The organism is Aquimarina litoralis (genome assembly GCF_019295435.1).
GTDB lineage: Bacteria > Bacteroidota > Bacteroidia > Flavobacteriales > Flavobacteriaceae > Aquimarina > Aquimarina litoralis_A.
Window position 1 is genome coordinate 13,418 of record NZ_WEKL01000108.1, and the last position, 13,592, is coordinate 27,009.

The following is a 13,592-nucleotide window of genomic DNA, read 5'->3' on the forward strand; positions in this document are numbered from 1 at the left end:
ATGATTAGTTACTTCTATAAATTTGGGTATGCTTTACTTACTTTATTAGGAGTAATAACGGTGATTTTTCTTTTGTTTACAATTCTTCCAGGAGACCCAGCGCAGATGATGATGGGGCAAAATGAAAATCAAGAACAGTTAGATATCATTAATAAGAAGTATGGTTTTGATCTTCCTCTAAAAACACAATATGCTTATTATTTAAACGATCTTTCACCCATTTCTTTTCATAGCACTAATAAAGAAGACTTTTCATATTTCGATACCAAAAAGTATACAGGAGTATCGTTATTTTCAATTGGTAACTCTAAGGTTGTTTTTAAATATCCATATCTAAGAGAATCTTTTCAAAAAAATGGAAAGAAAGTAAGCCAAGTGATCAAAGAAACTTTACCCAATACAGCAGTTTTAGCAGTTTCTGCGATTTTTATCGCTATTCTTTTAGGAATTTCAATGGGTGTTATTAGTGCGCTAACCAAAGATCAATGGCCAGATAGGTTATTACAATTGATAAGTACAATAGGAATGAGTGTTCCTTCTTTTTTTAGTGCTATTATCTTTGCTTGGTTATTTGGTTATGTATTACATGAATACACTAATTTGAATATGACTGGTAGTTTGTATGAAGTAGATGACTTTGGAGAAGGAACCTATATTCAATGGAAAAATTTAATATTACCAGCTATAGTGTTAGGAGTACGTCCGTTAGCAGTAGTAACGCAGTTAATGAGAAATTCATTATTAGAAGTTATGAGTCAGGATTATATAAGAACAGCCAAGGCTAAAGGCTTGTCGTTGTTTCAGATTATAAGAAAACATGCTTTAAAAAATGCTTTAAATCCAGTAGTAACAGCAATTTCTGGATGGTTTGCATCCATGTTAGCCGGAGCCGTATTTGTAGAGTATATTTTTGGATGGAATGGATTGGGAAAGGAAATTGTAGATGCGCTAAATACTTCTGATCTTCCAATTATTATGGGAGCAGTAATTGTTATTTCTTCCGTATTCATTCTAATCAATATATTTGTAGACGTAATCTATAGATGGTTGGATCCTAGAATTAGGACCTAGCCTTTTTTTTGAAAAGTAACCAAATAAAAACCACACACATAAATTAAAATTAATGAGAGCAAAGATTGTAGCAGGAAACTGGAAAATGAACAAGAATATCGCTGATAGTGGAGTTCTTCTTTCAGAATTAAAAGAAAAGCTTAAAGAAACACCAGAAGCTAAAGTAATCGTAGCACCAACATTTACAAATCTATATTATGCCTTTGAGGAGTTAAAAGGGTCGGATATTGATGTTGCTGCACAAAATATGCACCAAGCAGAAAGTGGTGCTTTTACAGGAGAAATTTCTGCAGATATGTTAACTAGTATTGGTGTTACGACTGTTATATTAGGACATAGCGAGCGAAGAGCTTATTTTGGAGAAACCGATGAGTTGTTAGCTGAAAAAGTTGCAACTGCATTGAAACATAATATGACAATTATATTTTGTTTTGGAGAAGAATTAGAAGAAAGAAAAGATAATAATCATTTTGCTGTTGTCGAGAGCCAGTTAAAAAATGCGTTATTTAGTCTAGATAGCTCAGCATGGAAGCAGATTGTATTAGCATATGAGCCAGTTTGGGCTATAGGAACCGGTGAAACTGCAACACCAGAACAAGCGCAAGAAATGCATGCATTTATACGAAAAACTATTTCAGAGGCTTATACTGCTGAAGTTGCAGAAGAAGTTTCTATACTCTATGGAGGTAGTGTGAAACCAGCTAATGCCAAAGAAATTTTTGCTAAACCAGATGTAGATGGCGGTCTTATTGGAGGAGCCTCTTTAGATGCAGAAAGTTTTGCTGCTATAGCAAATTCTTTTTAGAAATATTTTCAAGAATAATACAAAGGTATTCGTATCAACGGATACCTTTTTTTGTAGCACAAAAGATTACCTTTGCAGACTAACTTTTGAAAATATGACAACACCAATATATATAGGGTATTATTTTACTATAAAACCATTACAACCAGCAACAGAAATTTTGATTGCTGAATTAGGATATGCAGGTTTTGAGAGTTTTGTAGAAACCGAAAGTGGAGTAGAGGCTTTTGTTCAAAAGTCAGAATGGAATAAAGATATTTTAAATGATATCCACATACTAAATTCAGATGAGTTTGAGATTACTTATACTACAAAAGAAATCGAACAAGTAAACTGGAATAAAGAGTGGGAAAAGAATTTCAATCCAATTATTGTGGATGATGTTTGTGGAGTAAGAGCTCCTTTTCATGACAAACCTGATGTGGCTTATGATATTGTAATTGAGCCTAAAATGTCGTTTGGTACAGGTCATCATGAAACTACACATATGATGATCCAGCATTTGTTAAAAGCAGACTTAGAAAATAAAAAGGTCCTTGATATGGGATGCGGAACAGGAGTTTTGGCGATTCTTTCTGAAATGAGAGGAGCAAAACCTATAGATGCAATCGATATTGATAATTGGTGTTATTTAAATACTATCGAAAATATAGAGCGAAATAATTGCGAATTTATTACTGCGTATGAAGGAGATGCATCATTGCTAGTGGATCAGAAATATGATGTAGTTATAGCTAATATCAATAGGAATATCTTGTTGAAGGATATTTCAATTTATGCAGAAACGTTACAAACCAATGGATTTTTGTTTTTAAGTGGATTCTACAAAGAAGATCTTAAGATGATTACAGAAGAGTGTGCTGCTAACGATTTAGAATTTGTTGATAGCCTGAATCGAAACAATTGGATAGCAGCTTGTTACAAGTTAAAATAATTTAATATTGGATTCGTTTTTCTTTACGAAATAGTATATTTGTATAAAATTAAGGAAATGAGCACACAAGAGAAGGTATTAGAGGAAGTTTTAGAAAAAACAGCAGAGAGAAATAACAATGAAATTGTTTTATATAATGATGATGTAAATACTTTTGATCACGTTATAGAAACTTTGATATATACTTGTGAACATACACCAGTGCAAGCGGAGCAATGTGCAATGTTGGTACACTATAAAGGTAAATGTACCGTAAAGACTGGAGTTTACGAAGAATTAGTTCCTCGTTGCTCTAAATTACTTCAGGCTGGATTAAGCGCTGAAATTGTATAATAAAATATATTTGTAGGAATATTCGCTCAATAAAATTTGCTTATTGAGCTTTTTTTTTGTTCAAAAATTAAAATTATGGTTATAACCTAATAATAGTAAGGTTTTTGAGTGTTTTGGTTGTTGTGTCATTCGTCGAAAAAAACGATATTTTGTGATAAAAATTCATCGATTTTAATGATTTGCAGAGAATAATTCAATGAATTAACTTTTTTTAATAAAAAATTATGATATCTTTGAATCGGAAAAATTGTACGCCCCAAAACTTTCTTATTGATTTTTAAGCTAGCACAATTTGTTGGTTTTGTCTGTACTTTCCCAAAATAAATTATACAAACTCAACACATTTTTACAATGAAAACAATTAAAATCTTAGCACTTTGTGCTATTACAGCTGGTCTTATTACATCTTGTCAAAAAGAAGATATTTCTAACGAAATCGAAACTGCAAACAAAGAAGTATCAAAAGAAATTAAATTACAACTAGAAGCGATTGGGGTAAATCCGAGTGATGCAATTATGCAAACAAGAACGCTTTTAGATGGTTCTCAAGTAACTGGTGTAAGAGCTGGAGATTATTTTTCTACAATAGAGAATTTGATGAAAACTCCTGTATTGGGAGATGGAGAAGGAAATACAAAGCAATATAGAACTAATAATTTGGTAACTGGTTCTAACAGAACGATTGATATCATCGGTTATACTGGTGGTGGAGGTTTCGGTCTTAATAGTAAAGAAAGAACAGGTTTACAATGGGCTGTTAATAATTTCAATAGATTAAACCTTTCTATAAGTTTTAGATTAACGTTTGGTACGGATTATCAAACAAAAGATATGGTAGTGTATCATGACCCAAATGAAGAAGCAGCTGGAGAGCAAGGAGGAGTAGCAGGATTCCCTGATGCACAGGGAAGGCCAAACTTTGGTGTAGCGATCTATGGTTTATCAGGATATTCTAACAATGTAAATGAACATGTAATTACACATGAGATAGGACATTCAATAGGTTTCCGTCACACAGATTGGTTTAGTCGTCAAAGTTGTGGACAATCTGGAGAAAGTGCAGGTTCTGATGGTGCTATTCACATCCCAGGAACACCAACAGGGTATGATTCTACATCAATTATGTTAGCTTGTTTTAGTACTAGCGCTACTGGAGAGTTTAATAGTAATGATATTACTGCTTTAAACTATCTATACTAGGATTGCTTGAAATTAAATAAAGTATGAAATTCAAAAACCCAACAACTGTTGGGTTTTTTTCTTATAAATGAATTGTTAGTGTTTTGTAGTTTTTTTTGAAACCATTCATAGGTTTTTGTTTAAAATGTACTTTAAAATAGCTGTTAATATTTTTTTAACACTTTTTAGTTAAAAATTTATGATTTGTAAGAAAAAACTTATTTTAATATTGAGTTGTTGATTTATTTACATTTCTTTAACATAGCCTAGTATATCTGTCTTTTTAATGAATAATTGTCAGCTTAATTCTGACCAAAAATGCACTTGATCGGTTTATTATGAATTTGAAGGTAAGGGTTTATTAGAGTTAATGCAATTTAGTTGCATTTATTTCAGTGTTTTTGCATATTGATTAATGATACCTCAAAGAATTAACGAATATTTCCAAAAAATTATCATATCTTCATCTCGCTATAATTTAAAAAGATTCAAAGCTTCTTAAATTAATTGCAAATAAAAATAGATTTAGAAACAAGTCTGTTTTTTAAAAAGTAACTACACAAACTCAACTTTTTAAAATGAAAAAAATCAAAGTTTTAGCGCTATGCGCTATCGCGGCTGGTGTAATCACATCTTGCCAAAAAGACGAAATTAACAACGACGTTCAACCAGAAACTGCTGCTATAAGTAAAGCGCATCAAGATGCACTTTTGAAAGCAGGAGTTAATCCTGTTGACGCGGAATATGTAACTTTCAAAGGGCTTCCTGGAGACCCTATTATTCAAGGAGTACAAGCTAACGATATCTTTATTTCTAATGAAGAGCTTGACTCTGATGCTCAAAGACTGGCTACTACTGCTGATGGAAATAAGCAATTCCGTACAAACAACTTAGTAACTGGATCTAACAGATCATTCAGAGTTGTTGGATATACTGGTTCTTGCTGTGCGCTTACAAGTAAAATGAGAACTGCACTTCAATGGGCAGTTAATAACTACAATAGATTAAATACTTCATTGAATTTAACTTTAGTTTTCCAAAGCAACTTCAATAATAGAGACATGGTTGTATATAACAACGGTCGTAGCGGCGGCGGAGGTTCTGCTGGATTCCCAAGTGGAGGTCAGGCGTTTAAGAGAGTTCAGATCAATGCTGGTACTGACTCTTTTAGTACAAACGTTGTAGAGCACGTTATCACGCATGAGATTGGACACTCTGTAGGTTTCCGTCACCAAGACTGGAGAAGCCGTCAAAGTTGTGGACAAAATACAAACGAAGGAACTGCTGGAGTTGGAGCTATTTTAATTAATGGTACTCCAAGTTCTGATAGAGCTGATTCTATTATGTTAGCTTGTTTTGGTTCTGGTGAAGATGGAGAATTCACTAGTACTGATATCACTGCTTTAAATGCTTTATACTAATAAGTTTACTGTAGCATCTTACATATATAAAAAGCTTTGAATCTTAAAGAAAACCATCTCAGCACAAGTTGAGATGGTTTTTTATTACGTATTATTTAACTATTTTAATAGGTCTCTATGATATAGGAATAATAATTCAAATTGAATGCAAAGGTTCTGGGATTTAGTTTTTTAGGTTGCAAAAAACACTTTTTATTAGAGATAGTTAAAAATCAATTCTAAATGACAAATTGGGAGTAATACCTGCAGATATGGTATTAATTTCTTGAAGTAAAAAATTATTATTGTCATCAAATCGGATATTGTAGGTTCTGTTAAGTGTATTTTCCTTATCGTAAAGATTGAATAAAGAAAACCCTATTTTGCCTCTCCAAGTATCATTTTTTGATAAATTGAATTTATAGGAGGATGAAAAGTCCAATCTATGATACGTATTTAGTTGTTTACTATTAACTTCTCCATAATCAATAAAAAGGAACTCTTCTGTTTCTGTAATACCATCTGCAGGAGTATAAGGTCTTCCATTTCGTATATTCCAACCTAAAGAAAATTCAAAATTCTTCCATTGATATGTATGAATCCAGGAGAGATTGTGTCTAATGTCGAAATTCCCAGGAAAATACCTTCCGTCATTTACATTTTCAAACTTGAAATCCTGATTAGTATATGAATAACTGATCCACGATCGATAATTATTAATTCTTTTTTTAATTAAAAGATCTACTCCGAAAATTTCACTTTCTCCTGTTTCTAAATCTAAAATGCCATTAAACCCATTTGCAAAAGATGTTAAGCCTTCTGTTGTTTTATAATATCCTTCAAGATCTACATACCAGTCATTTTTATTCAGTGTAAAACCTCCAGATACTTGATCGCTGCTTAACATAGATACAAATTCTGAATTTGCTAAAAGCCATATTTGATTATCTAAATTAAAATCATTCGGTAAATAGTTAGATACTTGACTAATAACCTGATTTCTTCTTTCAGTTGCTAATTTTGCAATGACATCTGGGAATACATTAAATTCTAAATTGATTCTTGGTTCCCAATAGGTTGCATCTAAAACAGAAAAATAATTTCCTCGAATACCTGCACTGAGCTTAAACTTTTCGTTTAGATTTAGCTGATATTCACCAAAAACAGCATGGGTGATATTGTTACCACGCTCATCAAAGGTGAAATCATCAGCAGAGTAATCTGCATTGTAGGTAACTTCATTAGTGGAAAAATCATATCCAGAATTAAAACTATGCGTAGCGTTTATTCTCCAATTAGTATGTAAAGATGCACCAACATCTTTTATGGCATTAGTTTCTTCTATATTGTTTTCAAAAAAGAGGAATCCATCAATTGTTGCTCTAGCTTCCCTAAGGCCTGTATATCTAAAGTCATAATTAGAAAAGTAAAAATTAGCCAAATGCGTAAAGTTTTTATTCCATTTTTTTTCCCATTTTATATTGGCTCCTTGATTTACGAAGTTTAAATCATCTCTCTGATTTTCATCGAATGGTTCACTAAAACCTTGTATGTTTTTGATATTTAAAGTGTAGTCAAGGTTGTTGTTTGTAAAAATGGAACTAATGATTAGTTTGTTAGTTCCCTTATGACCCTTAGAGAGATCAAATATTGTTTTTAGTGTAAGATCTGTAAAATAAAATACGTTCTCATTTTCTACAGTTTCTTGATCTAATTTTTGATTATCAACAAAGAAACGAATACTTTGAAATGCTCTATCCGAATAACTTCTAAATGTTGGTGTTTCAATTAAATCGGTAAATGCTCTTCGTGCGGAAATGATTACTCCAAAATCATCATCAATACGAGCTTCTACATATGCATCTATATTAGTCATGTTAAAACCTACCCCAAATCCTAGATCCTTAGGAATTTCATTTTTAGATTCTATATCGATTACTCCTGAAATTCTATTTCCATATTTAGCATCGGTGCTGTTTCTATAAAGTTTTATATTTTCTGTGATATACGGATTGAAAATTGAAAGTAAATCAAAGAAATGTCCAGAACTATACATTTTGATACCATCCCATAAAACAAGATTGTGATCAGGAGTTCCTCCTCTAATATGCAATCCTGAAGCGGTTTCAGTAGGGCTTTGTATACCAGGTAAGAATTGAAGTGTCTGTAAAATATCTGGCTCCACTAATCTTGGTAAGATTCCTAATTTACTGGGGTCAATGTTTATCGCGCTATTGGCTCCTTGTCTTGAAATTCCAGAAGTTACATACTCAGTAATAACTACTTCTCCTAATTGAAAGTCATCTTCTGATAGTTGAATTTTAACGCAATCCGTACTTTGTAATTCTCGAGCTATAAATCTTCTATTTTTGTAACCCAGAAATCGAATATCTATAGTGTCATTAGGAGCGGTTAAGTATAATTGGAAATAGCCATTTTTATCAGAAGAAACTGTTTTAGATTGATTTTTATTGGTTATCAAAGCTTCTTGTAAAGGCGTTTGACGTAGCTTGTCGAATAAATAACCACAGACGGTAATTTTGCCTTCCTTAGTTTTTTTTCTTATGATGTAATAACGTTCATTTACTTTTTCAAAAAATAATGATGTTTGTGCCTGTAAACTCTCTAATATTTTTGCTAACGATTTTTGTTTAGTAATAGTAGCATTTTCATTCTTAACTATTTCAGGATTGAAAGAAAACTTTATACTATAAGATTTTTCTAAATCCTTTAAAATAGTTTCTAAAGGCGTATCATCATAGACCGAGGATGCCGTTTTTTGAGAAAAAGAGGGTATAGAAATTATTATTAAAATAGAAAAAAAAATCGATTTCATTTATTCTTTAACGAGAACTATGTTGTTTTCGTCGTTAAATGTATATGAAATTTCCATAGGAACAAAGATTGTTTTTAATGCTAGTTCAATATTTTTATGACTGTAACTACCGGTAAAACGTTGGGTTTGATCTATTTTTTGTGTATCAAACGAAATATTGAATTGATGTTCCAAGGATTGTATTACTTGTTTTAGAGGAGTGTTTGTAAAGGTGCTTTCTCCTGATAACCAGCCCGGTAGGCTTGTATCGGTTTCCCAATTTTCTGCTACTGCATTTGCAATTCTAAATGCTTTTCCTTTGGTTAATATTGCTTTATTTGATTCTTTATTTCCAGATGCCTTTACCTTACCTTCATGACAAATTACCTCAAAATAATCTTTTCTTGAGTTTACATTGAATTGGGTTCCGAGCACATTTACTTCACCAGATTCAGAAATCACAGTGAAATCAGAACCTTTTTTTACTTTAAAAAATGCTTCTCCCGTTAGTGTTACTTTTCTAGTTTCTTCCCAATCTGATTTATTAAACTTTAATTCTGATTTGGAATTTAAAATTACTTCTGAACCATCCAAAAGTTCGACTGTCAGTTGCTCTCCATAGTTCGTGGTGTATACTGTAGAACGATTGAAGAAAAAGAAAATACCAAGAATAACCAATAGGGTAGCAGCAATACCAATGGTCCACTGTGGAAGGAATGAAATAATCTTTGATGAGCTATTTAAGTCTTCCTTAATTGCATTAAAGTTTTTATCTCGGTTGTACACTGGAGATTTTAACGTAGCTACCTTATCAATAATAGTTACATATTTTTGATAATCTTCAGAATTTTCAAATTCCATCTTTTCCTTGGCGTCAAGGTCATCATTAAGCCATCTGGCTAAGAATGTTTCGTCTGAATATGGATTTTGCATTTGTTTTTTTGTTCGTCGTTTATGCTTCTTACTTTATTAACAGTCTTATACTATATTACCCTACATTAAATTATAAAATATCTCCTAATTGTTGTCGCAGGCTTACTAAAGCGTAATGTATGCGTTTTTCAATTGCTTTTACCGAAACCCCTGTTATTTCAGCGATTTCTTTATATGATTTCTTATCAATTCTAGACAATAAAAAAGTTTCCCTCTGTTTTTCTGGAAGATCATCTATAGCTTTTTTCAACTTTACCATAAATTCTTTTTCTTCAATAATAAACTGTGGATCTTGATTGTTCAATTCAGAATGTGGTTTTTGTTCGTATTTAAGTACTACTTTTTTATGTGCAATATGATTTAATAAATTGTTGTTAGCTACTGTAAATAGATATGATTTAGCCTTGTAGAAAACAACTTTTTTGCAATTTTTCCATAACTTAATGAATGCATCTTGTATGATATCCTCAGCAAGATTAACGTCACCGCATTTATAGTAAATAAGATTCCGTAAGGATTCAGAACAATCATCAAAGATTGATTCAAAATTTTTTTCATCACAAACAGACTTCTTTTCCATATTAATATCGAAGATATTTATTTTGTAGCGATTTTAAAACATAATGTTTTAACAGTTTCATCATCTTCTGTTAATATATTAAAAACAATAATTTTAAGATTTAATTTTATCGTAATCATTAAAAATTTTAAAAATATTGTTTTTGAATCGTATGTTACTGTAAGTTAATGATTTATTGATTTTTTTGCATAACAGTTTAGCTAGGCTTTTAGAAATATTGACCTAACTATTCGTTTTCTTTTGGTAAATAAACATATTCCAAAAATAACATACCAGATACTTTTTGTAGTATACCAAAATGTAAACTGATAAAAAGCGCCAGATGGAACACCACTAGGCATAACAGTAACCAACACAAATAATGCGATTCTTAGCAGGCCATAACAGGTCAATAAAATACACCAATACTTTATTAACTTTTGAGTATAGTTTTTTCTTTTTAAAAACATATAAATAAAAGGTGATATCAAGAGTGTCATTATTAAAAAAGGATAGATCAACCCTATAAACAAATACTCAATACTTTGAATGAAAATGGGAATAAAGCTTCCGATAAACAATAGTTCTGATATATTATTAGTAATTACTTCTTTTCGTAATATCATTGCGCTAGTTTTTTAAAGATGTTGAAAATGAAATTTGTAGAGGATACTAAAAACTCAAAATTTATAGTCTCATAAGTATCCTTTGCAGTATGAATAAAAGGTGTGGTATCTCGTTTAACATATTCTTCGGAAATACCCACAGCATTAAATCCTTCATCAATGAAAGATTTATGATCAGATGAACTCACAGAGGTGCTATAGATAGGAATGTTATATTCTTTAGCGTTACTTTCATATAGTTCTTTTAGCTCTTTGGAAGGTAACTCTATTTCAATTCCATAATTATGATTCTGATCCCAACCCATCATATCTATGGTGTGTACCGAATGGATTTCTCTATTAGTTTTTCTAAGCATTTTAGCATAGGCTATACTACCAAATTCTCCATCTTCTTCTTGATCGAATAGTACTATTAGAAAGTTTATATTTCTTTCCTTCAATTTTGTTAGTTTAAAAGCAACTGCTAAACTTAAAGCTACTCCGGTAGCATTATCAATTGCTCCAGGACAATCGCGTTCAGAGTCGTAGTGACCTCCAAATAGTATATACTTGTTGCTTTTTATGGTAGCAGGTAGTACAGCGGCAACATTGATTCCGCTCATTGGTTGTAAGCATAAATCCAATAAAGGGTTTCCATTGGAAGTGCGATAAAAATGATTTTCAAGTTGCCAGCCGATTGAGGCTAAATATTCAGATAGATAGTTTGCTGTAATTTCACGTTCTTCGGGTGACGCTCTTTGTTTAATATAAATGTCATTTTTAATGGGCAGCTTTCCTGTTAATTTTTTTAAGACCTCCTGTTGTAGCAATGTAATGTTGTTATCGGATATCACTTGAGGTTGAGAAAAACACAAAAATGATGTTAGTAAAAGACTAACTGTACTAATTTTTTTAAATAAATTCTTCATTTACATTTGTTTAAGTGTTTCTCAAATGTAAAATCCACGATAGATGTAAACTAAATTATATGATGGCCACAATGATATGAATTGTACATACCAAGTTTTTAAGTTTCTATAAGTATCTGTACATTATTTTATAGCGTTTATCATTAATTTTATAGTATCTATCCATTAGGTTGGTTAAGAGTACTTGAAAAGAATACATTTGAAATATGTCTAAATATTTTAGGAAATATTTTTATACCATAATTATTGGAACTTTAATTTTGGTTTCTATAATTGGAATGATAAGATTCAAGAGGCTAGAAGAGCTATCAGGATTAGAGATTCACGACCATTATTTTTACTTATTTCAGTTTATTTTTTTAATCCTTGTTGGTTGTTTGGTGATAAAATGGCTTTTTAGCCTATGGAAACAATATCAAACACTTAAAAATGATAAAAATGAAGCCGAGCTTATGTTACTGAAAAGTAAAATTGACCCTCATTTTTTCTTTAATACGTTAAACAACCTTTACGGTCTTGCTATCGAGAAATCTGATAAGACTCCAGAGGTAATATTGAAACTGTCCCAGATTATGAGATACACCATTTATGAAGGAGAACAACAAACCGTAACGCTAAAAAAGGAAATAGAACATTTGGAACAATATATAGAGATTCATCAACTTAGATATAAAAAAGAGGTTCATATTTCATTTGAAAAATTTATAGATAATGATCAAATTAAAATAGCACCTTTATTGTTTATTATGCTATTAGAAAATGCTATAAAACATGGCGTGGAGAGTATGATCTCTAAGGCATACATTAAAATTAGTTTGAGTGTTAGAAAAAATAAAGTTCATTTTGAAATAGAAAATAATTTTAAATCAAAGTCAAAGGATAAAGAAGGCATTGGGTTAAAAAATTTGAGGAAAAGACTTCAATTATTGTATTATAGAAAACATGAACTGATATTGAATAGTAATGATGATGTTTTTAAAGCTATCCTTAAAATAACAGTATGATTAGATATATGATTTTGGATGATGAACCGATTGCTCATCGTATTATTGAAGGATTTGCCGAAAAGTTACCTATACTACAAAAGATAGGAAATGCTTATGATGCTTTTGAGGCACTTACAATACTTCAAGAAAAGAAAGTGGATCTTTTATTCTTAGATATGAATATGCCCGAATTAAGTGGTTTCGAATTTTTGAAGACACTTTCGTACCCTCCCAAAATTATTATTACTTCTGCTCATAAAGAATTTGCTTTAGAAGGATATGAATTTGATGTAGTTGATTATTTGCTGAAACCATTTTCTTTTGAACGATTTTTAAAAGCAATTAATAAGATTAGTTTTTCTAAAACAAAAGATGTTGATCAAACTCATGATCATGATACAGATTTGATGTATGTCAAATCAGGTAAAAAACAATTCCAGATAGCTTTAAAAAATATTCTTTTTATTGAAGCGGCTGGAAATTACTGTAAAGTGTTCTTGGAAAATCAAACCATTCTTACGCTTTATAAGATTTCTACCTTCGAAGAGGAGTTGCCTTCTAGTTTTTTAAGAGTGCATCATTCATTTATTGTTTCAAAAGATAAGATTGAAATTATTGAAGGGAATCAAATTAAAATAAACGATCATATGATTCCTGTAGGACAAACATATAGGAGTTCTGTAAACAAGTTATTTAAGTCTAAAAAGAAGTAATGTAGTGTATCAAGCACAAAAGCTTAATTTTGGAAAACTATTTATGAATACCGATGAAATTACATAGAGGGTTTATTCGGTTTTTAAAGTTGATGACTTTTGTGCAATTTCCCTCAAGATTTCGGTTCTGTAAAAAAGAACTTTGAAAGGTTCTAGTAAGAATGTAGTTGTAAGAAGGGTACGTAGATATTACGTACTACTACGTATTTTAAGCGGTTTTCTTTTCGCATACATTTGTGGTAATCAACTTTAATCTTTTACCAATTACATAAAAAATAAAACTGTTTCAGATGAATGGTTTCATTATATGAATATATGTTTTTAGCAAGC

The 13,592-nt window shown here is 31.1% G+C and carries 13 protein-coding genes; 8 read left to right on the top strand and 5 right to left on the bottom strand.

All coding sequences use genetic code 11. From position 1 onward, the window contains the following. The 6 genes from GBO31_RS24115 to GBO31_RS24140 all read left to right on the top strand — a co-directional run bounded on the left by GBO31_RS24115 (position 1) and on the right by GBO31_RS24140 (position 5,743). A complete protein-coding gene (locus GBO31_RS24115) occupies positions 1-1,071 on the top strand; it encodes an ABC transporter permease (RefSeq protein ID WP_219011195.1) in 1,071 nt (356 codons plus the stop codon). Positions 1,072-1,123: 52 nt separating this feature from the next. Continuing rightward, the gene (tpiA, locus tag GBO31_RS24120; protein WP_219011196.1) at positions 1,124-1,876 is read left to right on the top strand and encodes a triose-phosphate isomerase; all 753 of its coding nucleotides are present in this window, start codon (positions 1,124-1,126) and stop codon (positions 1,874-1,876) included. Positions 1,877-1,970: 94 nt separating this feature from the next. After that, on the top strand, positions 1,971-2,810 hold the full coding sequence (gene prmA / locus GBO31_RS24125) for a 50S ribosomal protein L11 methyltransferase (protein ID WP_219011197.1): 840 nt from the start codon (positions 1,971-1,973) through the stop codon (positions 2,808-2,810). Positions 2,811-2,867: 57 nt separating this feature from the next. Further along, positions 2,868-3,143 carry an ATP-dependent Clp protease adaptor ClpS gene (locus tag GBO31_RS24130; protein ID WP_219011198.1) on the top strand — a complete coding sequence of 92 codons (276 nt, stop codon included), beginning with the start codon at positions 2,868-2,870 and terminating at the stop codon, positions 3,141-3,143. Positions 3,144-3,494: 351 nt separating this feature from the next. Beyond that, complete coding sequence (locus GBO31_RS24135) at positions 3,495-4,343, top strand: M57 family metalloprotease (protein WP_219011199.1); 849 nt, start codon at positions 3,495-3,497, stop codon at positions 4,341-4,343. Between the two features lie 557 nt (positions 4,344-4,900). After that, the gene (locus GBO31_RS24140; protein ID WP_219011200.1) at positions 4,901-5,743 is read left to right on the top strand and encodes a M57 family metalloprotease; all 843 of its coding nucleotides are present in this window, start codon (positions 4,901-4,903) and stop codon (positions 5,741-5,743) included. Between the two features lie 205 nt (positions 5,744-5,948). Here GBO31_RS24140 and GBO31_RS24145 read toward each other — a convergent pair whose 3' ends face one another. The 5 genes from GBO31_RS24145 to GBO31_RS24165 form a co-directional block, all read right to left on the bottom strand. Next, entirely contained in the window at positions 5,949-8,558 is a 2,610-nt protein-coding gene (locus GBO31_RS24145) for a TonB-dependent receptor domain-containing protein (protein WP_219011201.1), read from the bottom strand. After that, positions 8,559-9,470, bottom strand: a complete 912-nt coding sequence (locus GBO31_RS24150) for a FecR family protein (RefSeq protein WP_219011202.1) — start codon at positions 9,468-9,470, stop codon at positions 8,559-8,561. It lies immediately after the preceding gene. A gap of 70 nt (positions 9,471-9,540) precedes the next feature. Then, a complete protein-coding gene (locus GBO31_RS24155) occupies positions 9,541-10,050 on the bottom strand; it encodes an RNA polymerase sigma factor (protein ID WP_219011203.1) in 510 nt (169 codons plus the stop codon). A 200-nt stretch (positions 10,051-10,250) separates the two neighbouring features. Next, positions 10,251-10,655: a hypothetical protein gene (locus tag GBO31_RS24160; protein ID WP_219011204.1), complete on the bottom strand. Its 405-nt coding sequence runs from the start codon at positions 10,653-10,655 to the stop codon at positions 10,251-10,253. Further along, positions 10,652-11,563, bottom strand: coding sequence for a M28 family metallopeptidase (locus GBO31_RS24165; RefSeq protein ID WP_219011205.1), 912 nt, complete (start codon positions 11,561-11,563; stop codon positions 10,652-10,654). Before GBO31_RS24165 ends, GBO31_RS24160 begins: the two co-directional genes overlap by 4 nt. A 206-nt stretch (positions 11,564-11,769) precedes the next feature. On the opposite strand from GBO31_RS24165, the gene GBO31_RS24170 reads away from it, so the two are divergent. Further along, positions 11,770-12,567, top strand: coding sequence for a sensor histidine kinase (locus GBO31_RS24170; RefSeq protein ID WP_219011206.1), 798 nt, complete (start codon positions 11,770-11,772; stop codon positions 12,565-12,567). Next, on the top strand, positions 12,564-13,262 hold the full coding sequence (locus GBO31_RS24175) for a LytR/AlgR family response regulator transcription factor (protein WP_219011207.1): 699 nt from the start codon (positions 12,564-12,566) through the stop codon (positions 13,260-13,262). Before GBO31_RS24170 ends, GBO31_RS24175 begins: the two co-directional genes overlap by 4 nt. Positions 13,263-13,592: the final 330 nt, after the last annotated feature.